The 23,953-nt window shown below is 48.0% G+C and carries 20 protein-coding genes, 7 tRNA genes and 2 pseudogenes; 26 read left to right on the forward strand and 3 right to left on the reverse strand.

Going from position 1 to position 23,953, the window contains the following annotated elements:
• The first annotated feature begins 119 nt into the window (after window positions 1-119).
• The 13 genes from VF724_RS14315 (at window position 120) to VF724_RS14375 (ending at window position 7,954) form a co-directional block, all read left to right on the forward strand.
• Window positions 120-195: transfer RNA gene (locus VF724_RS14315), tRNA-Asn, on the forward strand.
• Window positions 196-198: 3 nt separating this feature from the next.
• A tRNA-Thr gene (locus tag VF724_RS14320) sits at window positions 199-274 on the forward strand.
• Between the two features lie 8 nt (window positions 275-282).
• Window positions 283-354, forward strand: a tRNA-Glu gene (locus VF724_RS14325).
• Window positions 355-412: 58 nt separating this feature from the next.
• Window positions 413-488: transfer RNA gene (locus tag VF724_RS14330), tRNA-Val, on the forward strand.
• Window positions 489-505: 17 nt separating this feature from the next.
• A tRNA-Gln gene (locus VF724_RS14335) sits at window positions 506-580 on the forward strand.
• Between the two features lie 4 nt (window positions 581-584).
• A tRNA-Lys gene (locus VF724_RS14340) sits at window positions 585-660 on the forward strand.
• A gap of 317 nt (window positions 661-977) precedes the next feature.
• Window positions 978-1,061 (forward strand) — tRNA-Leu (locus VF724_RS14345).
• 240 nt (window positions 1,062-1,301) lie between these two features.
• On the forward strand, window positions 1,302-3,803 hold the full coding sequence (locus VF724_RS14350) for a TOTE conflict system archaeo-eukaryotic primase domain-containing protein (RefSeq protein ID WP_371754940.1): 2,502 nt from the start codon (window positions 1,302-1,304) through the stop codon (window positions 3,801-3,803).
• Between the two features lie 33 nt (window positions 3,804-3,836).
• Window positions 3,837-5,246: a tetratricopeptide repeat protein gene (locus VF724_RS14355; protein WP_371754941.1), complete on the forward strand. Its 1,410-nt coding sequence runs from the start codon at window positions 3,837-3,839 to the stop codon at window positions 5,244-5,246.
• A 42-nt stretch (window positions 5,247-5,288) separates the two neighbouring features.
• Window positions 5,289-6,992, forward strand: a complete 1,704-nt coding sequence (locus tag VF724_RS14360) for a hypothetical protein (RefSeq protein WP_371754942.1) — start codon at window positions 5,289-5,291, stop codon at window positions 6,990-6,992.
• A 58-nt stretch (window positions 6,993-7,050) separates the two neighbouring features.
• Window positions 7,051-7,311 carry a hypothetical protein gene (locus VF724_RS14365; RefSeq protein ID WP_371754943.1) on the forward strand — a complete coding sequence of 87 codons (261 nt, stop codon included), beginning with the start codon at window positions 7,051-7,053 and terminating at the stop codon, window positions 7,309-7,311.
• 117 nt (window positions 7,312-7,428) lie between these two features.
• A complete protein-coding gene (locus tag VF724_RS14370) occupies window positions 7,429-7,614 on the forward strand; it encodes a hypothetical protein (protein WP_371754944.1) in 186 nt (61 codons plus the stop codon).
• Window positions 7,604-7,954, forward strand: coding sequence for a type II toxin-antitoxin system PemK/MazF family toxin (locus VF724_RS14375; protein WP_371754945.1), 351 nt, complete (start codon window positions 7,604-7,606; stop codon window positions 7,952-7,954). Before VF724_RS14370 ends, VF724_RS14375 begins: the two co-directional genes overlap by 11 nt.
• 40 nt (window positions 7,955-7,994) lie before the next feature.
• Here the strand turns inward: VF724_RS14375 and VF724_RS14380 are convergent, their stop codons facing one another.
• Genes VF724_RS14380 through VF724_RS14390 form a run of 3 tightly spaced genes read right to left on the reverse strand, consistent with a single transcriptional unit; the run spans window position 7,995 to window position 9,321 of the window.
• Window positions 7,995-8,975: a tyrosine-type recombinase/integrase gene (locus tag VF724_RS14380; RefSeq protein WP_371754946.1), complete on the reverse strand. Its 981-nt coding sequence runs from the start codon at window positions 8,973-8,975 to the stop codon at window positions 7,995-7,997.
• Entirely contained in the window at window positions 8,975-9,154 is a 180-nt protein-coding gene (locus VF724_RS14385) for a hypothetical protein (RefSeq protein WP_371754947.1), read from the reverse strand. Before VF724_RS14385 ends, VF724_RS14380 begins: the two co-directional genes overlap by 1 nt.
• A complete protein-coding gene (locus VF724_RS14390) occupies window positions 9,154-9,321 on the reverse strand; it encodes a tyrosine-type recombinase/integrase (protein ID WP_371754948.1) in 168 nt (55 codons plus the stop codon). Before VF724_RS14390 ends, VF724_RS14385 begins: the two co-directional genes overlap by 1 nt.
• Here VF724_RS14390 and tnpA point away from each other — a divergent pair.
• The 13 genes and pseudogenes from tnpA (at window position 9,316) to VF724_RS14450 (ending at window position 23,930) form a co-directional block, all read left to right on the forward strand.
• Window positions 9,316-9,612, forward strand: a pseudogene (gene tnpA, locus VF724_RS14395) (IS200/IS605 family transposase). The gene VF724_RS14390 and the pseudogene tnpA sit on opposite strands and share 6 nt — an antisense overlap.
• 524 nt (window positions 9,613-10,136) lie before the next feature.
• A complete protein-coding gene (locus VF724_RS14400) occupies window positions 10,137-11,036 on the forward strand; it encodes a tyrosine-type recombinase/integrase (protein ID WP_371755001.1) in 900 nt (299 codons plus the stop codon).
• 492 nt (window positions 11,037-11,528) lie between these two features.
• Window positions 11,529-11,765 carry a hypothetical protein gene (locus VF724_RS14405; protein WP_371754949.1) on the forward strand — a complete coding sequence of 79 codons (237 nt, stop codon included), beginning with the start codon at window positions 11,529-11,531 and terminating at the stop codon, window positions 11,763-11,765.
• A 582-nt stretch (window positions 11,766-12,347) separates the two neighbouring features.
• Window positions 12,348-12,746 (forward strand): annotated as a pseudogene (locus VF724_RS21550) (methyl-accepting chemotaxis protein); the annotation flags it as partial.
• On the forward strand, window positions 12,747-13,871 hold the full coding sequence (locus tag VF724_RS21555) for a methyl-accepting chemotaxis protein (RefSeq protein ID WP_442788066.1): 1,125 nt from the start codon (window positions 12,747-12,749) through the stop codon (window positions 13,869-13,871). It abuts the pseudogene before it with no gap.
• Window positions 13,872-13,889: 18 nt separating this feature from the next.
• Window positions 13,890-15,362: a chemotaxis protein CheW gene (locus tag VF724_RS14415; RefSeq protein WP_371754951.1), complete on the forward strand. Its 1,473-nt coding sequence runs from the start codon at window positions 13,890-13,892 to the stop codon at window positions 15,360-15,362.
• Window positions 15,363-15,436: 74 nt separating this feature from the next.
• Window positions 15,437-16,534, forward strand: a complete 1,098-nt coding sequence (gene cheB / locus VF724_RS14420; RefSeq protein ID WP_371754952.1) for a chemotaxis-specific protein-glutamate methyltransferase CheB — start codon at window positions 15,437-15,439, stop codon at window positions 16,532-16,534.
• A gap of 43 nt (window positions 16,535-16,577) precedes the next feature.
• Window positions 16,578-18,008 (forward strand): Hpt domain-containing protein, encoded by a 1,431-nt coding sequence (locus VF724_RS14425; protein WP_371754953.1) that lies wholly within the window; start codon window positions 16,578-16,580, stop codon window positions 18,006-18,008.
• The gene (locus VF724_RS14430; RefSeq protein WP_371754954.1) at window positions 18,005-18,442 is read left to right on the forward strand and encodes a response regulator; all 438 of its coding nucleotides are present in this window, start codon (window positions 18,005-18,007) and stop codon (window positions 18,440-18,442) included. The genes VF724_RS14425 and VF724_RS14430 overlap by 4 nt, the downstream gene beginning before the upstream one ends.
• A complete protein-coding gene (locus VF724_RS14435; RefSeq protein ID WP_371754955.1) occupies window positions 18,439-19,290 on the forward strand; it encodes a CheR family methyltransferase in 852 nt (283 codons plus the stop codon). Before VF724_RS14430 ends, VF724_RS14435 begins: the two co-directional genes overlap by 4 nt.
• A 35-nt stretch (window positions 19,291-19,325) precedes the next feature.
• Window positions 19,326-21,455, forward strand: coding sequence for a chemotaxis protein CheW (locus VF724_RS14440; RefSeq protein WP_371754956.1), 2,130 nt, complete (start codon window positions 19,326-19,328; stop codon window positions 21,453-21,455).
• A gap of 20 nt (window positions 21,456-21,475) precedes the next feature.
• Window positions 21,476-22,249, forward strand: coding sequence for a ParA family protein (locus VF724_RS14445; RefSeq protein ID WP_371754957.1), 774 nt, complete (start codon window positions 21,476-21,478; stop codon window positions 22,247-22,249).
• Window positions 22,233-23,930, forward strand: coding sequence for a chemotaxis protein CheW (locus tag VF724_RS14450; protein ID WP_371754958.1), 1,698 nt, complete (start codon window positions 22,233-22,235; stop codon window positions 23,928-23,930). Before VF724_RS14445 ends, VF724_RS14450 begins: the two co-directional genes overlap by 17 nt.
• The last annotated feature ends 23 nt before the right edge of the window (window positions 23,931-23,953 follow it).

The raw sequence follows: 23,953 nt of genomic DNA on the forward strand, positions 1-23,953 counted from the left end.
GACGAATACTAATCGGTCGAGGGCTTATCCACAACTTTGCAGCATTGCTGCAGCAACATCCATGCGCACCAACGTTTGCTTCGCTTCTAGTTTTGAGGGTATAACTCACTCATATGCATTCCCTGATAGCTCAGTCGGTAGAGCACTCGGCTGTTAACCGAGTTGTCACAGGTTCGAGTCCTGTTCGGGGAGCCATATGCTCCCATAGCTCAGTAGGTAGAGTGCTTCCATGGTAAGGAAGAGGTCACCGGTTCAAATCCGGTTGGGAGCTCCAGCTTTTATGGCCCGTTGGTCAAGGGGTTAAGACACCTCCCTTTCACGGAGGTAACAGGGGTTCGAATCCCCTACGGGTCATAATTTTCTTTATCCTGATGAATGCATAACCTTTTGTTTTCGAGGGAAAAGTTAAAGAGGACGCTTAGCTCAGCCGGGAGAGCATCTGCCTTACAAGCAGAGGGTCGGCGGTTCGATCCCGTCAGCGTCCACCATGATTTTACTCCGTTGTTGGGGCATAGCCAAGCGGTAAGGCAACGGACTTTGACTCCGTCATTCCTAGGTTCGAATCCTAGTGCCCCAGCCAGTAAGAGCCATTAGCTCAGTCGGTAGAGCACCTGACTTTTAATCAGGGTGTCGAAGGTTCGAGTCCTTCATGGCTCACCATTTCTTTTGCGCGTGTGGCGGAATTGGCAGACGCACTAGACTTAGGATTTAGTGCGCCTCGGGTTTTATGAATCGAGAGGCGATAAATCCTTGAAACGTTTGACTTCTTCCGATAAGCAGTCCGCGCTAAACTTTTACCACCGCACTAAACTTTGTTTTTTTGAACCACGTTTTACGCGCTCGCTAAACCTTGGATTAGTGAGGCAAAAAGTTTGACGCGGTTCTTGTGTCGACATTAGCTCGATTTTCAAAACGAGTCAAGTCGAAAAATTGAAAAAGCAACAAATCCTGAAATTGGAATTGTTGCATAATAATGCGCGCATATGGCGGAATTGGCAGACGCACCAGACTTAGGATCTGGCGCCTTTGGCGTGGGGGTTCAAGTCCCTCTATGCGCACCACTTAAGAAAATGAGACCTTTAGATCACCTTCGATCTAAAGGTCTTTTTGCATTCAAGCAGAATATCAAGGTGGTTGAATACGCATTTTGTGGATGTCTACATCTTTAACCGTTTGTGAAGTATTCTATAGATAATCGAAAGTCGTATTAGTGGAATGATATGATGGGTATAGCCTTTATAGATACTAATGTTGTGCAGGTTAAAACGTGAAAGAGGAAGTTTGGAACTGAGGTGGCATTGATGATAAACGGCAATGACGATCCAGATCAGCTTGTCTTTGAATGGTCAAACGAATTGGAGCAATTGAAGCGACGGCTTCAGCAGGTTACAGAAGAGCGAGATCAGTTAAAGCGTCAAAATATCTTGCTTCTTCAGGAAAATAGTCTGTTGAAGAAACGGGTATTGCAACCATCTGAAGCAGAAATTGCTCCACTCAGCGTTTCAGGAAATGACCTGATCTTATCCGAGCAAACACCATTAGCTCCACGATCATCTCAAAAGACGGCGACTGTCACCAAGCATTCAACGATTGAGGAGAAGGTTCGCTTCTATCGTTCGCTCTTCAGAGGCCGGGATGATGTCTATGCCGTTCGCGGAATGGACAAGCAAGGAAAAACTGTGTATTACCGAAAGCGTGAGTTACTTGGCAAAGAGAACGGCAAATATATTTGGGGAGATGACGTCACGCTTACTGATGAGACGATAAGACGGCACATGGAGGATGAGCATAATCCTGTTACTGTAGGTCTGTATCCGATGCTGACGGACGAATCGTGTTGGTTTTTGGCCATTGATTTTGACAAAGCCACCTGGAAGGAAGATACCGCCGCATTTCTTGAAACTTGCCGGTCATTTGCCATTCCTGCGGCATTGGAGCGTTCACGCTCAGGAAATGGCGGCCATGTCTGGATCTTTTTCGAGGAGCCCGTTCCTGCGAGAACAGCACGGCAGATGGGGAGCGTTCTGCTCACTGCGACACTTGAAAAAAGAAATCAGCTTGGGCTGGATTCCTATGATCGCATGTTCCCCAATCAGGATACGTTGCCGCGCGATAAGAAATTGGGCAATTTGATAGCGCTGCCTCTTCAGCGCGCAGCCGGAAAACAGGGGAACAGCTTGTTTATCGACAGCGACTTTTCGCCATATCCGGATCAGTGGGTATATCTATCTTCTTTGCCGAAAATGAGCAAACAGGAAGTAGAAGCGATGATTGGCGTAGCTCAGCAAACTGGAGCGATCATCCGAATTGCCAATCCGCTGATGGAAGATGACGAGATAGAAAACGATACCCCCTGGTTAGCTGCCGCAAGCTCTGGCAAGATGGATATGCAGGTCAAGCTGCCGGCGGTTATTCATGCTGTACATAGCCAAATGCTTTTTATCGAGAAGGAACAACTATCCTCCGCGCAGTTAAATTTGTTTATACGCACGGCGGCCTTTCAAAATCCGGAGTTTTACCGAGATCAGAAGATGAGGCTGTCAACCTGGGGAATTCCGAGAATTATCAATTGCACCGAAGATCATCCGAAACATCTGGCCTTGCCGAGAGGATGTCTGGAGGAAGTAACACGTTTGTGCACGAACGCAGGCGCAGTCTTGGAACTGCAGGATGAACGACAGGCAGGGGTGTCCATTGCTATACAATTTCGAGGCGATCTTCGGGAACGGCAGCAGCAAGCCGTTCAGGAATTGGCCAAGGCAGATACTGGCGTATTATCTGCAACGACAGCCTTTGGAAAAACGGTTGTCGGTCTGTGGATGATTGCCTACCGTCAAACGAATACGCTCATTCTTGTTCATCGTACACAGCTCCTGGAGCAGTGGAAAGTGCGCATTGCCCAGTTTCTTGACCTTTCCGACAAGCAGGTCGGTCAAATCGGGGGCGGCAAACAGAAGCGTACGGGAATCGTGGACGTAGCGATGATTCAGACGGTGCTTGGCAAAGGGAAGGTTAAAGATTATATCGCAGAGTATGGCCATATTGTGGTTGACGAATGTCATCATGTGTCGGCTTTCAGCTTCGAACAGGTACTCAAGGATGCAAAAGCGAAATATGTTTTGGGATTGACTGCTACATTAACCCGTAAGGACGGACATCATCCGATCGTGTTGATGCAGTGCGGCCCGGTTCGTTTTCGGGCAGATGCGAAAAAAGAGGCGGCGGAGCGGCCGTTCCAGCACATAGTGATTCCAAGAATGACTGGATTTCAAATGGAAGAAGACGGTCACCAGTCGAGCATCCATGAAATTTATGATCGGCTTATCCAAGATGAGAAGAGGAACGAACAAATATTTGATGATGTGCTTCTGGCACTGGAAGAAGGCAGGTCACCGATTTTGCTAACGGATCGCACCGCTCATTTGGCTTATTTCGAAGCCAGGCTGCGAGGGTTTGCTAAAAATATCATTGTCCTGAAGGGCGGGATGGGCAAAAAGCAATTGCGGCTCGTACAGGAGCAAATGGAAAGAATCCCGGCGGATGAGGAAAGAGTGCTACTGGCTACAGGACGCTTTGCTGGAGAAGGATTTGACGATGCTCGATTAGTCACTTTGTTTCTGGCCATGCCATTTTCGTGGAAAGGAACGCTCCATCAATATGCGGGACGGCTTCATCGGCAGTATGAAGGAAAAAAGGAAGTTCGAATTTACGATTATGTGGATGAGCAAGTTCCATTATTAAAACGCATGTATAACAAGCGTTCTGGCGGATATCGAGCACTGGGTTATGAGCTGCGGGACTGAAAATGTAATGAATTAAACGAGAAGAGGGAGAGCATGAGCCGAAAGGAAAAAGGAGTTAATTCAGAACTGATTGCCTTGATGACCGGGGCAGAACTGCTGAGAGATGAGGCGCCAACTGCAGCCATGCTGCCGGGAAGCGCAGCGTGTATAGTTGCCAGGCGAATCAAAAAAGTTGCGCCCGCCTATAAGCCGAATAAGCAGCGGCTGCGGTGCATGCGTTGCGGTCACGCTGCGGTATACGATATAGGCATGACCGTTTTTAACGGGACAGGCTGGGAAAAAACGGTTGAAAACAGCGATTATCTCTCCAATCCGGATACGGATTTCGATATGCGGCGGAACTTGATAGACAACGCGCAATTTACCGGTTATATTCGTTGCGTCAAGTGCAATGGAGCGGGGGCGTGGGAGTTCACCTCACTACTTTTTACACTGGGGCTTATGGGGGGCGCAATGAGGGCGGAGGAGGATCGGGATGCAGGCTTTATGCTTGGAAAAATGCAGTTATATGACGGAACGAGCCCGCAATGGATGAGTGAGGGAGAAGAACGGTTTCTGGAACGGCTCAAGATGGATCGTGAAGACAGCCATCTATGGAATAAGCTGGGGAATTTGTATTACAAGGGCGGGAGGCCGGAGGTGGCTGCCGCTGTTTTCGAGCATGCGGTTGATATTGATGCTTCGCAGGTGGAATCCCATTATTCTCTGGCCGATTTGCTGTTTCAGATCGGAGAACTGGAGCTTGCTGCGAAGCATTTTCGGCAGGCTCTGGTGCATGCTCGCGTATACACCAGGCTGAATGCTTTGAAGTTGCGCGTTTTTTTGGCGGACAGCCTATGCAAACTGCTGGATATTCATCATGAAACGAAAGAAAAAGTTCCTTTTTTGCCCACGGAGGAGGAACTTGCTGTTATGAAGCAGTTGGATGAAACGGCTGCCGCCAAATCGCATGAATTGCATCTATATGAATTTGACTTGCGATCAGGGGATCGGGAGTCGTTCCTGCCGGTGGCGGAGATGTATATGGGGAAATTAGCGGATGACATCCCTGAACATGAACGTAAGCTGCGCAAGCATCAATCTATGCAACAGTTGAATGAAGGAAAGGAGACAGCGGTGTTGAAAGATAAAAGCGGTTATCCGGATAAAGGATGGGGGTCCGAGCGGCAACCCGTCATTGTCAAAGTGAGGACGGAAGAGCGTGCGGCGCAAGTCGCGCGGGTATGCGATCATTTTAACTGGCACTACATTATGGGCATGGAGCTCACGGAGGATTTAAGCGATTTGAAGAAGGCAATCAAAGAAAGATTTGCGCCTGCGAATGTATACGATCCTTGTCCGTGCGGCAGCGGAGCGAAATACAAGTTCTGCTGTGCAAAAACGATGAAGAGCTTTGATCTGAACGATTATTTGAAAACATTCGCGAACGAAGCGTCATTATGAGCGAAATGCATGCAAGCAGTCGATTCGGGGAGGAGAAAAGAAATGCCGGCAATAAGCTACAAGGAGTTCATGGAAGAGGTCAAGGGGCGCTTGGCGACACTTGACCATGAAAAACTCCTGAATCTGATCATTAGCTGGGCTGATAAAACGCCGTCTTCAAAGAGACAGGAATTCCTGGATGGATTCGTGTTGCCCGAGGAGAGGAAGGAAGCCGTATCTTCAGCAAAGACATTGTTGGATGAAATCGAAGTATTTGCGAAAAGAGTGGAGAATGGCGATTATTGCGACGGCTGGGGCTGGGATGAGGAGATTGGTGAAGAACGGGATTGGGGGGACGAAGGCTGGGCCGATGAAATGGACGAATTGTTTCTGCAGGCCAGAAGCTTATTGCTGCAAGGGGAATACAGGCTTGCTGAAGATGCGTGCACCAAGCTTTTCGGCATATTAGAAATGGGGCAAGAGCCTGGGCATCTTCCGGGCAACCCCGATTACAGCACGATGTTGAAAGCGGATTTAATGGAGCAGGTAGCGCTCTTCCTCCGATGCGTATACATGAATACTGCGCCTTTGGAGCGTCCGGCTTGTGTTTATGAAGCGATGAATGATTATGGATACTTGGCCGGCGAGTTGAAATTACAAAGCATCATAAATGCTTCCGGTTCCGTTCTTCCCGACCTCGATGGTTTCCTCGCCGAGTGGATCGACTTCTTGACCCGGCAAGGGGGAGTGCGCGTTAGCAGCTGGCTCCGGGAAGCGGTATGGCTCAAAGGAGGCATTCCCGCCATCTCCGCCTTTGCAAGGCAACATGCGGATCAGTATCCAAGGGCATATATGGATTGGATTGAGGCTTTAGAGAAGGAAGCGGATACCGAAGCAGTGCTCCAAGCTGCCAGAGAAGGTTTGGCTGCTATTCCACGGGATTATAATACAAGGTCCGAAGTGGCGGGAGTACTTGCAAGGATAGGGGAGAAGCGGGATGACCATGCGCTGAAGCTTGAGGGCTATAAAGAACGCTTTTATTCCGAGCCGTCTATCCGGCATATATTGGATCTGTATATTGCCGCCATAGAATGCGGACGATGGGAAGAGATGCGGGATCAGGCGGAGCAAAGGATTATGAAGCTTAGGGGCAAAGGCAGAGCGTCCGCAGGCTATTACGACAGAGAGCGGCAAACGTCTTCCGTTTCCGAAGGGATTGTATGCAGCGTTCTGCTTCTGGGCGGACGATATAAGCAGGTTTTTGAAATGTGCCGAAATAAAGGCTCCCTGGGGTGGAGCTCCGTTGATCATCCCAAGCCTGTAGTCATCACGTTCACGATGGTCGTTTTGGCGAAGAAAGGTTTCCTTTCGAACATCCTTATGAAGCAGTGGGAAGCAGCGATTGGAAATACAAGCCATGAGGCAGACAAGACATATATTGAAAAGTATAAGCAAGCGGCTGACCACGCAAGGGAATCGATCCCGTTCACCTGGGAGCAGGAACAATTTTATCTGCAGTGGTGCATGGATGAGGCCGGGCGCAGGGTGGACGGTATTGTCGGCAATCAGCATCGCGGCAGCTACCATAAAGCAGCGGGGCTTATCGTGGCGGTGGCTGAAGTGTTGGCTAGCAGGGAACGGGAACAGGAGGGAAAGAGCTTTATTGAAACATACAGGGGCAAATATCCTCGGCATTCCGCGTTCAAAAGCGAGCTTACAGCTTCCATGCAAGCATCCCATTTTTTCAATACAATGTCAAAGAAGTGACTTATAAAATACATGTGGAATTTCTACGATTACCCATTCGATTCTTGAGGCAAAGGAGATGCCAGTCACAGTGATTCCTATATCTATCGATAAATTCGTTGCATCCTATATGAAAAACAATCCTAAGGAACATAGACAAGGTATCATTATAAACTTGAAAGCGGCGGTTGCAGCCAAACATGAGGGAGCGTGCTGCAGCCAATGCGGGCAACCAATTTGGGCGATTGGAACAGCAATTGCAGGATGGAATGCATGCTTCACTTGCTTGACGGGTGAAGCGGACGATTCCGAAGATTACGAAATCGAACAGGTTTGTTGAGTGTGAAACAGCAGGAGATCTGTATCTAAGGGTAATTCAAGTGTTGCATGCATTGACGTATTCGTTTATGGACTTCGAGCCTGTATATTTGCTAAACTACAATTGAGGTGAGAAGAAATGAGCCAAGTGGAAGAAGTGCTGCAACACGTCTCAGAATTATCCAAGGCTGAGCAATTGCGCGTCTATTTTGATCTGCATCGTCGTCTTCAGGAGGATGTCGATCAGTTGGGCTTTCTAAAGCTAAGCGAAGATGCGCTTAAGGATTGGGACAATGAAGAGGACGACGTGTACAATGGCATTTAAACAAGGCACAGTGGTTCTGATTCCATTTCCATTCTCGGATTTAACCGGATTGAAGCAGCGCCCGGCGCTTGTTATGTCTTCAGAGGAGAGTCAGCAGGAAACCCGTCAGGTTATCTGCATGATGATTACTTCGACAGTAGCTACGCTCTCCACTGATTATAGTTTGACGTCATGGCAGCAAAGCGGGTTGCTGAAGCCTTCAGTCGTTAAAGTAAACCGGGTATTTACGATTAATTCTGAATTGGTCAAGCGAGCAATGGGGGAGCTGCCGGGTCATGATGTCGAGCAGATAAAATTGCGATTGTTTCAAATTCTTGGTTTCCAAAAAGAGAAAGACTGAGAGCGCTCATTTCTTGAGAAGCTCCAGTCTGTTGCTTTTACTAAGTTTGTTCGAGCTTCATGTGCTCCACCGGACTGTAACGCTGGCGCTGCTCCCTAACTTCGTTGCTAAAGAGCCTGACGTAAGTATACACCATTTCGAGCGATGAGTGGTCCAGTATTTGTTGGAGCGAAAACGGGTCGCCGCCGTTTCGGCTGTACATTTTTGCCATGGTATGGCGAAAGGTATGGGGCGATACGCGAACGCCGGCGATTCGAGCCATTTTTCCGTAGTTGGTGATCCGATCCTGTATGGTGCGTATGTGCAGCGGCTCATTTTCAAGCGAGATAAATAAAGTTTCAGTCTTAGCAGCACCACGCTCGTCTATGTTTGATTGAAGCACTTTGGCGCATGTTTTTTGAAAAGGTACATTCCTCGCTTTGGTGCCTTTCCCAGAAGCAATTCGCAATTCCCTTTCCTTGAGATGGACATCCTTCAACGTCATGGCAAGAAGCTCCCCAATCCGAATGCCGGTCTCCAAAAGAATGATCATAATCGTGTAATCGCGCAAGCCGGTAAATGTTTTTTGATGCGGTATGCGCAGTAATTGCAGGATTTGTTCGTTTGTAAACGTATGAATGGTATCTTTCCGCGCTTTGACTAAAGTCAGTTGTTCCGCTACGTTAATCTGTACATAATCGTGCTTGCGCAGAAAGGAGAAAAAGGCTTTGCAGCTTTTCAAACGCCCGTTGATGGTGTGCGGAGCCAGCCCCTTGTCCATCATTGCCGCGACAAAATACGTTTGTATATCGTGTAAAGATGCGGTGAGGGGATCAAAAGTTTGATTTTGCTCCAAAAAGCTTTTATTCATATGCTGTAGGCAATATTCAAAATACTCGATGGTTCGGCGGGACAAATTCCGATGCTTGCAGTCGAGCAAAAAGGCGTAGAGCAAATCATCAAACGTAGGCCGGTATTTCATGAACAGTATCAAGGTCGTGGAATCGAGTTGATTTTTCCGTCGAGAATTGTTTATTTCCATTATTGAAGGTCCTTTCTGTATACATTTTCTTCGGCGTAAGCGAGTAGCGATTCGATGGGACTCCATTTCTTATGCTGCGTTTGAAGATCGTTTTCCAGTAAACGCACGTAATTTCGGGTCATCTCCAATGTGGCGTGACCGAGTATGTGCTGGAGAGCGTAGACGCATCCGCCATTCATCAAAAACATCCGCGCCATCGTATGACGGAATTTAGGCAAGTAGAACAGATCGGGACGTAACGGGATTTGCTGCCTTTGCTCCGGGTAATGTGAATGGACTGTTCGGCCAGCAGAACGTCGTCAAGCTGGAGATGGCTTAGCTCTGCAAGACGAATGCCGGTATCCAAAGATTACGGGTATTAATCCGACATGGATGCGAGGCAAGAAACATACGAATTGTACGTGGGAGCATAGGGAGAGAGCATGTACATCTATTGATATCGTGCCCACCAACGATTGCGCCAAGTAAGATCATGCAATATCTGAAAGGTCGATCATCAAAAATGCTGCAAGATGAATTTCAGGAGTTAAAGAAACGATACTGAGCACAGCATCTGTGGGCGCCAGTGTATTTCTGCAGGACAGTAGGTACGGTAACGGAAGAAATAATCAAACAGTATATTGAGGAGCAAGGATAGGACAGAGACGACGAAATATTCAAGATTGAAGAGTTTTCAGTCACGAACTTAAGTTTGCTTCAGCAAGAGGACTTTTCAGTACACTTCAGTGTAAAGTATGACTATCAGTCGAAAGCTTCAGTAGGCTTTAGCCTGAACAGCGACTTTCAGTCGCAAATTGCGGTTGATTTGCCGCTTCAAAAATAGAGCCAAAGGGATGAAAGCGCTTTTACAACGCAGAATGTCTATCCTGATTTCATGCATGTCCATATTATGCGAGCAAGGTTTATTCAGAACAATTTGGCGTATTGATAGGATTTCTGCAATCTCTGTCGAAATTACAATGGACATTTTTAAACGGAGGAATGGACGATGTTGCTGTTTAATTGCCGCCATGTTTCGCAATAACTTTTGAGTCTCAAGCCAGCAGTTTGAAAGAGCGGAGGGGGAGCTTATAAGTGCAGCATGAAATAACAACGACGTTTACTCAACCCTTTAACGACTCGCCGTTGCAAGGCGATTATACAGATGATCAGATTATTGAAATGTTTCTGGCCGTTCGATGTAAATCTTCATATACTCAAAGAAATTACAGCAAAGCTATTGAGAAGTTTCGAAAATTTATTTCTCATAAATCGTTGCGCCAGGTTACTTGGCGGGAAGTCGAGGCGTATAAAATCGGACTTATCAAAGGTTACTGCAGCATAACCGGAAAGCCGCAAGCGCAAGGAACTGTCGCCGGCTTGCTTGCGCCCTTGCGCTCCTTGTACAAATGGGGCAGCGATCCGAACATCGCCATATTTCCTCATAATCCGACAACAAGCGTTCAATCGCCCAAAGTGTCGATAAACAGCCAAAATCATTATTTGACCCGGAGCGAAGCGGGCGAACTGTTGGAGCAGCTGAAAAATCAGGGGGACAGGAACTATCTGATCGGACTCGCTCTGATATTGTTGGGACTGAGAGTATCGGAGTTGGTTGCCGTTCGTCCTTCCGACTTTCATTACGATCCGTCAGGCAAGTTCACCTGGCTGACAGTAGTAAACGGGAAAGGGGGCAAGCGCAGGGAGGTGAAAGTCCCGAATGTATTATGGGAGCCCATGCTGCCGTATATTGGAAAACAGTCCGTTCCTGCATTGGAAACGGCGGAGAACGCTAATCATAAGATAAAGGACAAACCGATTTTTCCTATTTCCATCAGGCAAGTTGAACGGATTATAGCAGAAGCCGCCTTGCAATGCGGACTTGGGAAGAAAGTAACGCCGCACTGGTTAAGGCACACGAACGCTACTCTTGCGCTGCTTTATGGAGCTTCCTTGCAGCAAGTCCAGGAATCATTGGGACATTCGCATATGAATACTACCCAGCGTTATTTGCACACAGTCGAACAGCTGAAAAAAGCCGCCCCCGACTTTGTTGAAGACAGCTTAAGGGACTTTTTTTGATAGAACAAGCCGGAAACTTCGTGAGCGATTCATTGCGGTTTTATCAAGGAGATAATCGAAAAATGCGTAAGCGACCGTGATCCATACGCGAATCACGGTCGCTTTCACTTTTCCTGCAAACGCAATGTCGAACTATGTTTGTAAGTCGACTCTCACTTCCAATTATAGTTCTTGAATCACAGATTGACAAGAGCAATTGTCGGCAAAATTTGGGTACATATTCATGATGCGATATCCTTATTAGGAATAAAAACTGCATTTTCAAGGTTGTTTTTAGTCAAATGATTGTCGATTGATACGTGTTTAGGTCGAATTATGTCTAACTACAAACATTGTTCGACAGGTTTCATCAATGACATTTTCATTTGAATACATACATAGGAAATGTACGCATTCGCGAAAAACGCTATTGGAATGAGGTTGAAGGCCGTTTCGCGCGTGTTCTTCATTCAGGAAGTTTGGCTTCAGATAAAGAACGAGAGGTAGTTGATCATGCGGCGGATTGCAGAGATGACTGATGAAGAAGTGTTAATAATGTTAAAAAGCGGAGAAAATGAGTTTTTTACGCTTGCGGAAGCTCATAAAACGTTAGCCGCCATGCAAATTCATGCCGGCATCGAAGAGATACGCAAGAGGATTTATTTTTTATTTCGCGACGGCTATCTGGGGAACGAGCCGACAGGCGATGGAGTCAATGTATACTTTCTCATCTTTGTTCCAGATAACTGAAACCGTTTCGATACATACGAATCCATTTCATTCATTTATTAATGCCGGTCTTTATTTCCTGGTTGCACAGGCGTACCAATAACCTTGCAACAATGACTATCGACCGAGCTTAATAATAAATAATCAACAATATGCTTAACACTTGGGAGGCGCAGCAACTTTATGGAAAAGAAACTTGCAAGGCCAGCGGTTATTCAGAGCGAGAGGAATGGCGGTCAAGCTTCCGGTCAGTCCGACGACATGGAACGGAAGAGAGCGCTTGCCAAGAAGCAGGCTCAGGATAAAGTCCGCGCAAGAACCTTAGCCAAGCAGCAGCAGCTCGCGGAGCGGATTGCCACGGCGACCGAGCAGCTCGCCTCCGGCATTGAAGAAGCCAGCGGCGCGGCGGAAGAACTGGGCGCGACAACCGAGCAAATCGCCAAGGGCGCGAATGAAGCTTCTTCGGCGGCGGAAGAGTCGAGAGCGGCCATTAACCAGATTGAGAAGGCGGCCGTCGTTGCGGACAAAAATGCCAGAGAATCGCTGGAGCGCGTAGATTTGGCGAAGGATTTGGTCGAGAACACGACGAGCGAAATTGAAACGATGATCGTAGGGATTCAATCGGCGGCGGAAGTCAACCTTGAGTCGGTCAAGCTGGTCGGGGAGCTTGAGAAGCAATCGGACGAGATCGGGAACATTGTGCAGGCTGTGGTGCGAATTGCCGATCAGACGAATTTGCTCGCCCTGAATGCGGCGATTGAAGCCGCAAGAGCCGGCGAACACGGCAGAGGGTTTGCCGTTGTGGCCGACGAGGTTAGAAATCTTGCGGAGATTTCCGAGAAGTCTGCGAGAGATATCAGGGAAATGGTAACGGAAATTCAAACGAATGTCAGGGTCGTTGTCGGCGATATTGAGAATGCCGGAAAAGCCGCCAACGAAGAAGTGGAGAAAGCGAAGAAAACGACTGCCGATCTTGCGAAAATTGCTCAGGAGGTCATCATCGTGCAGCGCGGCGTCGCCGAAATATCGCAAAACGCGACGGATGCCAACAAGGGATCGGCAGAATTTCTGGCGCTAGCCGAGCAAATTGCGGCAGCGGCGGAGCAGCAAAGCAGCAGCTCCGAGGAAATCGAAAAATCATTGCAGATGCAAAATAAAGCGTTCAGCGAATTGAACGCGGCGGCGTCCGATCTGGCGCAGATGGCAGAGGATCTGAAGGTCTCCACCGACGCCCAAAAGTCGGCGGAGGCGCTTGCCGCAGCCGCGGAAGAATTGTCCGCCAATGTGGAGGAGGGCAATTCCACAGCCGGCGAGATTCTGAAGGCGATGCAGCAAATCTCAAACGGCGCTCAGGCGCAAGCCGAACTTACGGACAAGTCCGCGCAGGTTGCGGAAAGGCTTGCAGTCGCATCCAAGCAAATGAACGAACGGGCGATTTTTTCCACCGAGAAGCTGACAGAGCTGCAAAAGCTGCTTGAAAACAATAAAATCGCGGTGGATGACCTCATTTTCGGCATCTCCACTGCGGCGGACGCGAGCATGGTTTCCGCCAAAAATATTAAGAGCCTGGAAGAAATCGTTCGTCGAATTGAAAAAATCGTCGATGCGATCGTAAACGTTACGATTCAGACCAATATGCTGGCCGTGAACGGCTCGATTGAGGCGGCGAGAGCGGGGGAATTCGGCCGGGGATTTTCAGTAGTGGCGGGAGATATTCGTTCGCTCGCCAACGAGTCCGCCGAGAATACCGATAAAATCAAGGATCTGGTAAGAGGCATCCAAAACCAGATTCAACGGGTAGCCGCCGATATCGACGCCTCCAGCAAAACTTCATTCGCTGAAGTGGAGAAAGCAAAGAAGGTCACCCATAACCTGAATGTCATTGAAGAGAACATGATCAAGATTATTTCAGGCACGACTGAAGTTCAGAAGACGACGGACGAATCGATGGTAGCGTTGGAGCAGGCGAGAAAAGGCGTCGAACAAATTGCCGCCGCCGCGCAGGAAGCAAGCAAAGCCGGAGCGGAAGCGACGGTTGCAGCCACGGAGCAGTCCAAAGGCATGCAAGACCTGGCGGAAGCGATTGAAGAAATATCCGGTCTTGCCGATGAATTGCAAAATATGTAACGGGATGGTGAGGTTGAAATGGCGGCTATTGACAGTCAAATGAACGAACGCCAGTTGGTCACCTTCCATCTTGGGGACGATGAATTCGGGGCGGACATTATGAGCGTGAAGGAAATTATCCGAGTTCCGGAAATTACGAAAGTTCCGAACGCTCCTGATTACATCGAGGGCGCCTGCAACTTGCGCGGCCAGGTGTTGCCTATTCTTGACGGGCGTTCCAGGCTGAACATAACAAGGAAGGACAAGGACGAGAACAGCAGAGTGCTGGTCATTGATGTGATTGGCGCGGCAACCGGCGTTGTCGTTGACAAGGTATCCGAAGTGCTGCGCGTCAGCACGCAAGATATCGAAGAACCGCCGCAAATCGTTAAAAATACGCATGCCGATTATTTGCGCGGGGTTGTCAAGCTGGATGGGGGGACCAGGCTTATCATGCTGCTTGACGTCAACAAGGCGGTCAGCGGCGGCCAGGAAAAGCTGCAATTCCATGATCAGCAGCTTGCTGATGCCTTCAAAAATGATGCCGGGTCCGAAGCCGAGACCGATAACGACGATCAACTGGTCTCGTTTCTGCTGGGTCAAGAGGAATATGCGATCGGGATCAAGCAGGTTAAAGAAATCATTCGCGTGCCTGACATTATGAGGGTTCCGAACTGCGAGGCTTATGTAGAGGGAGTAGTATCCATTCGCAATCATCTGTTGCCCATCGTCAATTTGCGAACTTACTTCGGCATGGAAAACAAGGAGATTACGGATCAGACAAGGATTCTCGTCGTAGATATGGGCGAAATTATGGCCGGAATGATGGTTGACAAAGTGCTGGAGGTATTGAGGATCCCTTCCAACGTCATTCAACCGCTTCCGAAGTATTCCATGCAAGCCGGAGAACAATTGAAGGGCGTCGCCAAGCTGAACAACGGGCAACGGCTGATTATGCTGCTGGAACCTGCCCGAATGATCTCGGCCGATCAGTACGAGATGATTAGCGGCGCCAAAGAAACCGGCAAGCAAGACGAAGAGACGGGAGGCCTCGGAAGACAGTCGATGGATGAGGAGCATCTGGTGACATTCAGGATCGGCGGCGAAGAATTCGGCATCAAAATCAAAGAAGTGCAGGAAATCAACCGGATGACCGAAGTGACGAAAATTCCCCGCGCTCCGCGCTACATTGACGGAATCGTCAATTTGCGGGGGAATATCATACCTGCGCTCGACTTGAGAAAGTTTTTCGGATTAGCCGAAAAAGAAATGACCGACGCTACCCGAATCATCATTGTCGATTCCGGCGGCGTGAAAACGGGGATCGTCGTCGATTCGGTTTCCGAAGTGTTGCGATTTGAAAGATCGCTGATCGAGCTCCCTCCGGATATTCTTCATAACGGCGTCGAAAGCGATTATGTGGAAGGCGTCGGCAAGCTGGATGACGGAAAAAGGATGATTTTGATTCTGAATCTGGAGAAAGTATTGAGTTTCCAGAAAATACCAGCCTGAGTTGAATTACCCCGGGAGAGCAGAAGATCAGCCCGGGGTAGTTCCGATTTTTTATTACGTGACAGGTGATTGCAGTGAGGGACAGGATAAAAGTATTGATCGTGGACGATTCCGCGTTAATGAGAAAAGCATTGAAAGAAATCATGATAACGGACAAGACGATTGAAGTCGTCGGCGCGGCCAGAGACGGACAAGATGCGATCGACAAGGCCGGCGAGATGCAGCCGGATGTGATTACGATGGATATCAACATGCCAGTTATGGACGGCTTGACTTCCATGCAGCATATTTTGAACGATCACCCGAAAATTCCGATCATCATTATCAGTTCGTTATCGACGGAAGGGGCTTTGACAACCTTCGAGGCATTGGCGCTGGGGGCGTTTGATTATGTCGCCAAACCTTCCGGAACGGTATCTTCCAATATACATGTCGTTGGAAAAGAAATCATCGACAAGGTGAAATTGGCATACAAGAGCGCCAATCGCAACAGCCTGAACGGCAGAATTAAAGCAAGAAGCGCGGCGGCGGAAAAAAAGACGGTTGCTTCTCAGCGAAAATCTCCAGCGCCCGGAAGCAACGAGCTGTCAGCCGTTGTCGTCATCGGCGTATCGACAGGCGGCCCCGGAACATTGATGGAAGTGCTTCCGAGGCTTCCCTCCGACCTGAAGGCTGCGGTTGTGGTTGTGCAGCATATGCCCGCTTCATTTACTTCTTCGTTTGCCCGAAGAATGTCGGAAGCGTGCGCCATTTCCTTCAAGGAAGCGGAAGCGTGCGACATTCTGGCCAATGGACGCGGCTACCTTGCTCCTGGAGGCTACCAATTGCTCGTACACAGAGACGGCAAGCTGCTTCGTCTCTCCTCCAGCCCGGAGACGCAATTTATGCCCAGCGTCAACGTGACGATGGCATCGGTGCTGGAGCGGTGCGGAGGGGAGCGGATGGTTGGTGTCATTATGACGGGCATGGGCGATGACGGCGCAGATACGATGGTGAAAGTCAGAGAAGCCGGAGGAATAACCATCGCCGAGGATGAATCGACGGCCATCGTGTTCGGCATGCCGCAAGAAGCGATCAAGCGGGGGGGAGCGGAGATTGTTGCGCCTTCGTACAAAATCGCAGGCGAAATTGTGAAAGCCGTCAACAGAATCCGGAGCAATCGAAAAATATAAAGCGGTCGTTTATCCTTGACGTCCCAACTGAGGTGAAATTGCAATGGATCCGATGTATATAGCGTATTTTGAAGAAACGGAAGAGTTTCTTCAGAAAGCCGAGGGATGCTTGATCAAGCTGGAGACCGCTTACTCGGCAGACGATATTAATGAATTGTTCAGAATCGCCCATTCGATTAAAGGTTCCTCCATGATGATGGGCTATGATAAAATCGGCAATTTGACGCACAAGCTTGAAGATATGCTTGACTATGTCAGAAAAGGGAAACTCCAGCTTGACAGTCAAGTATTCCGATTATGCTTTGACGGTTTGGACTATGTAAAAAAATTGTTTGAATCCAAAAAAGCGATGCTGGATGAGGAGAACGACAAAGATGTCGTTCTGGCAGCCAGGAAGCTGGAAGAAGAAATCGATCAATTGCTTCGGGGAATATCTGAGGAAAAGAATCCTGATCGCAAACAATCCGAACCCGTCTCTGGAATTGTCAGCGCCATGAAAGAAGTGGAGCACGAAGCGAAAAACCGTTATTTCATATCCGTCTTTTTTAGCGACGACGCACCCATGGCTCAGGCTCTTCTTTTTATGATCTTTCATAATATCAAGGGAATCGGCTCGCTCCTGTATTCGAGCGTATCGGATCATGATATCTTCGCTTCGTCCCCGGATCGCTCCGTAACATCATGTGAAATGATACTGAATACAGAAATGGAAGCGTCTGAGCTGTACCCGTATTTTGAATTGACATATGTGGACAAGACAGTCATTATCGACATCTCAACAAACAGCTTGCAGAACCTGGCTGTTCCCGATACCCCAAACACATTTGCTTTTTTTGAGATGTTTTTTAATGAATTCAAAAAAATATACGACGTTCTGTTCGACGATCAAACGATCAACAGCTCGGAATTGCTCACAATCATCCGGGAACAGGCTGCAAAAATAGGCAATGAAGCGGAAAATGCGTCCCCCCATGCTGTGAAGTGGGAAATTAAACGGTGTTGCGAACGTTGCCTGTTGTTGCTGACGGGGAAAACGAAACTCGGCAATGAGTCGAGAAACATGATACGGAACGAATTTATGGAGATGTTTGAAAAGGTTTATCGTTTTGTCAGAGGTAGGCTCATATTTAAAATTTTCAAGGCAAGAAACCGAAATTTCAAGAATCAGTTGAGCGAAATCGTAGAACGAATGGACAAAACGCTCGTCCGCAAATTATTGATTGATGTCAGCGCATTAAACGAATGGGAGACAAGCGATCTGACATTCCTGATTGATTTGAAGAGACAGTTGCGCGGGAAAGGGATTACGATTGCCGTTATTGCCGGTGTCCCGTTGAATAAAAGACTGGTAAATATTTTGGATTCCATTGCGCCGATTGAACGATTCAGCGTGTTCGATACGGAATTGAACGCGGCTCTGGGCGATTATGCAGCCGAAGGGCGTTCAAACATTTGGGGAGGAGCGGCGAAATGAGCGGCTACAGCATTATGATTATGGACGATGAAGCGACAGCAGAAGCGCTTCGGACAGCTTTGAAATCGGCCGGGTTTAACCAAATCGATTGTTTTAGCGATCCTGTGAAAGCGATGGCCGCCTTTGAAACCAGGAAGTATCACGTCTTGTTGGCGGATATGGATATGCCGGAGCTGGATGGGATCGAAGTTTTGAGCAAGGTAAAAAAATACGATCCGATGACCCAAGCGATTATGACGACAACAAGCTCCAGCATTGATCGGATATTGATCTGTCTGGAGCTTGGAGCCAGCGATTATATATTGAAGCCGTATCTGAACGATACAATCGTTTTGGAAGCAATCGAAGCTTCCATAAAAAAATTGGAAAGATGGAGAACGACAATTCAAGGTGCGGTATTGAAGCAGAGCGAAGCAAATCAGGAAAAAACATGAAAGAACCAGGTGATGGAGTGATACTGTCCGACGAATTATTCGGGAAATTTGTCAGTCTTGTTTATCAAAGAACGGGAATCTCATATGAAAATAATAAAAAGTACTATGTGCAGAAAAGAATAGAAAAACAGCTTGAGCGGCTGCAAGTGGACAGTTTTAACGAATATTACCTGCTGCTGAAGTTTTCTGAAAGCACGTCGGAATTTGATCGTTTCATCAACGATCTTACCATCAACGAAACGTATTTTTTTCGCGATTTCCCTCAGCTCAGAAATTTTGCGGAAGATGTATTGCGCGCGGTTGTCAAGGAAAAGGAGAAAAAAGGCGACTACAAAATCAAAATATGGAGCGCCGCTTGCTCAACCGGAGAAGAACCTTATACATTGGCGATTATTTTGCAGGAAATGCTTGACGAGCCTGATAAATGGGACTTGCATATCGTCGCTTCGGACATTAATTCGGATGTGCTTCACAGAGCAAAAATCGGTCAATACGATTACAGGTCGGTCAGAGACGTTCCTTCCGTTTATCTTGAAAAATATTTCACCTTAAAAAATGAGAAGTATTCGATCCTTCATTCCCTGAGAAGGAGTATCAATTTCAGGAAAATTAATTTGATGGATTCCGAAGCGGTAAGCGATATTACAGGCTGCGACTTTATATTTTGCAGAAACGTGCTGATTTATTTCGACGACAGATCGCGGGAAAAGGTGTTGGGCGATTTTTACAACTGCTTAAATCCCGGGGGGTTTTTATTTCTGGGGCATTCTGAATCTGTCGGAAGAATATCGTCCGCTTATAAATCGCAAAGGATTGGAGATTCAATTGTTTATTCCACTCATAAATAAAGGCAGATGCGGCAAGCGTTAGGAGCGTGCATAAGATGGATGGCAGGATTGAACCCCCAAATGTGGATAGTTGGAGAGCGTTTCAGGCGGATTGGACGGAATGTCTGAAAGATCTGGAAATACAAATCTTGAAGCTTGAGGTTCAACATCAGGATTCGGAATTGATCGAGGATTTGTGCGACAGAATGCATCGCATGAAACGAGGAGCCTCCTATGCCGGATTCATTCCGGTCAGAATGATTGCTTACGAGATGGAGACCGCTTTTGACGCAATCCGCGGGAAAACAATGGAAGTCCGTTCGGAGCTTATCGACAGTTTGTTGTTTGCCGCCGACATTCTCAGCCGCTGCGCGAATGAGTTTACGGCCGCGGAACAGTGGAATGAAGCCGCTGCCAAGCTGCGCGATATTGCCGCCGTTTGCATAAGAAAGAAAGAGAATGAAGCCGTGAGGACGGGATCGACTCTTTCAGATTCCACGCCTAAATCCAGGGAACAGTATTTGTATGACGCATATGAGCTTATCGATCATATGATAAACGAATCGTTCATGAACCTTGATCGCGATGAGAATGATAGGGAAGCGCTCGGCGAACTTATTCGAACCGTACACGGCTTAAAGCGAGTCGTCGAAGGTTTTTGCTCGGCGCTTTCCACGGAAAACCTCCATGCTGCGGCATTCAATGAGGTCTACCATCTTTTGGAACGGTTTGACATCCTGTTGAATCTGCTTACGGACAGAAAGCAAGCGTTCACCAAAGACAGATTAACCCTGGCCTATGAGATCACAGACTATTTGAAGTCTTCCATGGAGTCGGCGGCGCTTGAGAACGGCGCTTCAACTCTTCATGCGGATATGTTGGAGAAGATAAATGACGAAATATCCTTCCTGACTGCTCTTCCTCAGAGCGAAAGCGAAAGCGGGATGCCGTATGTTCCTCCCAATAACGAGCCTCCCGAGTCTGCGTCAAAATCATCAATGCCGCAGAGTATTCGGGTCAATCAGGACAAGCTTGACAAGATGATGAATATGATATCTGAATTGCTGATTGCAAAGAATGCGTTTATCCATTTGTCCGCAAAATTGAATGCGGAGTACGATCTGCCTGAGTTATCCAAGGATATGAAGGAAGTAGGTTTTGCAGTCAATCGAATATCGGACGAATTGCAAAATACGATTATGTCCATCCGTATGATCGAAGTGAAGACGATATTCCAAAAAATGCCGCGCATTATACGGGATGTCGCGCAGTTGACGGGAAAGAAAATGGAGCTTGTCATGGTCGGGGAAAACACGGAGATCGACAAGACGATTCTTGAGCAGATCAGCGACCCGATCGTGCATTTAATCCGAAATGCAGCGGATCATGGCATCGAGTCTGCGGAAGAGAGGCTCGGAAAAGGAAAAAGCGAAACGGGAAAAATTACGCTCAGGGCGTATAACAGGGACAAGCATGTGTATATCGAAATTGAAGACGACGGCAAGGGAATTGACGCAGCGGTCTTAAAGAGAAAAGCGCTAGAGAGAGGCTTCATCAGCGCCGAGAATGCGGATAAAATGTCCCCACACCAACTGATGCATCTGATCTTCCTGCCGGGCTTCAGCACAGCCGGTCAAATAACGGAAGTGTCCGGCCGGGGAGTCGGCATGGACATTGTAAAGAGCAATATTGAAAAAATAAACGGCAGTATAACGATACATAGCGAAGTTGGCAAGGGAACGAAGATGGTTATCCATTTGCCGCTTACGCTTGCCATATCCAGAGGGCTTATCGTCAGCGCCGCAGAAGAGACCTACATCTTCCCTATCGACCACATCTCCGAAACGGTGAAGATCAATCGAAATGATCTCCATGAGTTCGACGGGAAGTATTTTGCATCCCATAAAGGCGAAGTGATCGGCATCGAATGGCTCAGCAAGCTGTTCTTGCTTGAGACGGACATGCAAACAAACCATGAAGAGCTGAACGCCGTCGTCATCTCCAACGGCGCGGAAAAATTTGGCGTGATTGTAGACAAGCTCAAGAATGAACAAGAGTTTGTCATGAAAACGTTGAACGGCAATCTCGCTGGAATTCCGGGCATATCCGGTTCCACTCTGCTTGGAAACGGCCAGGTTGTATTGATCGTCAATCCGGTCGATCTGATTCAGCTTGCCAAAAAATAACGTTTTCGAGGAGGGGGCATATGTCAAAAAAACCTGTGAAATACGCCGTGTTTAACAACAAGGGCGGAGTCGGGAAAAGCACATTGGCGGTGCATATCGCCCACGGTCTTGCCCTTGAAGGGTATAAGGTATTATTGCTGGATATGGACGGACAGAACGATGCGAGCCTTTTTCTGGGGTTTACTTCCGAGGATTATAAATGGACGCTGTACGACGTGATTTGCGGACGGCAACGAGTCGATCTTCGGGAGTGCGTGATCCATGCGAGGAATAATCTTGACCTGTTGCCCTCGACTCAGGTGGATTTGATTAATCTGGAATTTTACAGGGAATCCCGCATCGATCTGGTCTTGAATGAAAAATTGAAGCCTCTTGAAGAGCTGGGGTATCAGTTTGTCATTATCGATTGCGGACCCCAGCGCACCAAAGTGAACGACGCGGTGTTATGTTATGCGGACGGCCTGATCGTGCCGGTGCAATTGCAGGCCGCATCCGTTCGGGCAATTGGCAATATTTACGAGTACCTGGCTGACATGCGGCTCGATGCCGACTTGATCAAGCTGGTCGTGCCCAATATGCTGGATCAAAGAACGAACGATTCGAGAGAAAATATGGAGATATTGAAGGAATTTATTGCGAATGACGATTTGCTGGCTGCGCCCGTTTTTCGGAGAACAAAAATCGCGGAAGCCGGAAAATTGGGGAAAACCGTTTTTGAATATGACAACGAATCGGCGCAGCAATTTGAAAGCGTCGCGAAAAGGGTGATATCCATCCATGGCTCGGGGGAATAGGGGAAACAGGGATCAGTCCAATTTGGAAAAGATGAAAAGCGAAATGAGGAGGAAGCGGCAAAAGGCGGAACCGTCATTCGGGCAACCGGCCGATACGGGGATAAAGGAAAATGCCGAAACGCATGACGTTGCTCTTGAGAATCCCATGCCTCCGTTTGGCGACACGCTTCTGTCAATGGAGGGCGTATCTGTCGCCGTCGCAGAAGAACGCAGTCCTGCGGCTGCCGTGCAGACGGCAAACAAGCTTGAACTGGTCGTATTCAAGGTTGGAGCGGAGCATTTCGCCTTTAAACTGACCCATGTGCGGGAAATTGTCAGGGTTAACGAATTGCGAACGGTTCCCAACGCTCCTGAGCATGTTGCCGGGTTGTGCAACTTAAGGGGCAGTATCTTGCCGGTAATCGACATACGCAGGCGTTTTCACATGCCTTTGAAAGAGTACGACGATGACAGCAGAATTATTGTTTCAGATATAGATGGAAAACAGGCGGGCATCATTACAGACCGCATCTCAGAAGTGGCGAGCGTTGAAGCTTCCGAGGTTGTGGAACCGCCTTCCCATATTAGGGATCATAACGAGGGATACGTAACCGGAATCATTGTCAGAAACGATCGTATGATCATGGTTCTGGATGCGGAAAAGATTGTAAGCTCGTCTCAACTGGAGACTGCGTTCGAAAACAGGAAAAGAGCGAATAAAGATGAAGAACTGGGAAATTCAGCCGCGCGCGCGGATATCGTAGAAAATCTGTTGTTTTTCCATATAGCCAATGGGTTCTACGCGCTAAACCTGAAGCATGTAAAAGAGATCTTACGATATTCCGGGCTGACGAGCGTTCCGAACTCTCATCCCTATGTAGAGGGAGTAATGTCCCTGAGGAGCAGCTTGCTTGCCGTAATAAATCCGGGGAAAATCTTTGGCGTTTTCGACCATCGAATTCACGAGGATACACGGATTGTCGTCATTGACGCCGGGACTTGTTCTTACGGTATCGTCGTAGACGAGGTAACGGAAGTTGTCAGCGTATCGAGAAATCAGTTTTTCAATCCTGGCAGAATCTTGAACAGCAACGGCCTGGATTGTGTAAACGAATTTGTCAAGCTGGGCGATGATCGAGGAATTGCGATGGCGCTCGATCCTTTCAAGCTGATTTCCTTTGCTGATTTGAGCGACATTCATCTTGGGACAAACGAGATTTCCCGTCAAACTGAACGGCCGGATGACGATCTTGCCAAAGAGCAAATGAATCAGAATAAGATTGTGGCATTTAAAATTGGCGAAGAAGAGTATGGCGTAGGAATCGATTGCGTTCGCGAAATTAACAATCTCGGCCGAATTGCGGCTATTCCGGGAGCTCCTGATTACATGGCCGGAATGACAAATCTGAGGGGGGATATTATCCCGCTGATGAAGTTGGGGACGTTGTTGGGAATGGCCGAAGACAATAAACGTTCTCTTTATAAATTTCTGGTTGTCGAGCACAATCAAGAACGAATAGGCATAATAGTCGACTCCGTGTCGGAAGTCATCGGGATAAACAATGAGCGCCTTGAAGAAGCGCCGCAGGCTTTGGAAGCGGAGAATCAGAAGAAATATATTCATCAAATTTGCAAATTGAATGAAGGAAAGAGGACGGTTCTGCTTATCGATTTGCCGTCAATCCTGGAGTTTCTGCAGTAACATCTTTCCGCGAAAGGAGTTCC

Origin of the sequence: Ferviditalea candida (assembly GCF_035282765.1) — a bacterium.
Lineage (GTDB): Bacteria > Bacillota > Bacilli > Paenibacillales > KCTC-25726 > Ferviditalea > Ferviditalea candida.

Bases quoted from the DNA above. Each gene is read 5' to 3' on its own strand.
- VF724_RS14430 (WP_371754954.1), top strand. From the start codon at position 18,005: ATGAGCGGCTACAGCATTATGATTATGGACGATGAAGCGACAGCAGAA.
- VF724_RS14425 (WP_371754953.1), top strand. From the start codon at position 16,578: ATGGATCCGATGTATATAGCGTATTTTGAAGAAACGGAAGAGTTTCTT.
- VF724_RS14375 (WP_371754945.1), top strand. From the start codon at position 7,604: ATGGCATTTAAACAAGGCACAGTGGTTCTGATTCCATTTCCATTCTCG.
- VF724_RS14365 (WP_371754943.1), top strand. From the start codon at position 7,051: ATGCCAGTCACAGTGATTCCTATATCTATCGATAAATTCGTTGCATCC.
- VF724_RS14370 (WP_371754944.1), top strand. From the start codon at position 7,429: ATGAGCCAAGTGGAAGAAGTGCTGCAACACGTCTCAGAATTATCCAAG.
- VF724_RS14405 (WP_371754949.1), top strand. From the start codon at position 11,529: ATGCGGCGGATTGCAGAGATGACTGATGAAGAAGTGTTAATAATGTTA.
- VF724_RS14440 (WP_371754956.1), top strand. From the start codon at position 19,326: ATGGATGGCAGGATTGAACCCCCAAATGTGGATAGTTGGAGAGCGTTT.
- VF724_RS14400 (WP_371755001.1), top strand. From the start codon at position 10,137: ATGTTTCTGGCCGTTCGATGTAAATCTTCATATACTCAAAGAAATTAC.
- VF724_RS14350 (WP_371754940.1), top strand. From the start codon at position 1,302: ATGATAAACGGCAATGACGATCCAGATCAGCTTGTCTTTGAATGGTCA.
- VF724_RS14450 (WP_371754958.1), top strand. From the start codon at position 22,233: ATGGCTCGGGGGAATAGGGGAAACAGGGATCAGTCCAATTTGGAAAAG.
- VF724_RS14385 (WP_371754947.1), bottom strand. From the start codon at position 9,154: ATGAATGGCGGATGCGTCTACGCTCTCCAGCACATACTCGGTCACGCC.
- VF724_RS14360 (WP_371754942.1), top strand. From the start codon at position 5,289: ATGCCGGCAATAAGCTACAAGGAGTTCATGGAAGAGGTCAAGGGGCGC.
- VF724_RS14380 (WP_371754946.1), bottom strand. From the start codon at position 8,975: ATGGAAATAAACAATTCTCGACGGAAAAATCAACTCGATTCCACGACC.
- VF724_RS14355 (WP_371754941.1), top strand. From the start codon at position 3,837: ATGAGCCGAAAGGAAAAAGGAGTTAATTCAGAACTGATTGCCTTGATG.
- VF724_RS14445 (WP_371754957.1), top strand. From the start codon at position 21,476: ATGTCAAAAAAACCTGTGAAATACGCCGTGTTTAACAACAAGGGCGGA.
- VF724_RS14415 (WP_371754951.1), top strand. From the start codon at position 13,890: ATGGCGGCTATTGACAGTCAAATGAACGAACGCCAGTTGGTCACCTTC.
- VF724_RS14435 (WP_371754955.1), top strand. From the start codon at position 18,439: ATGAAAGAACCAGGTGATGGAGTGATACTGTCCGACGAATTATTCGGG.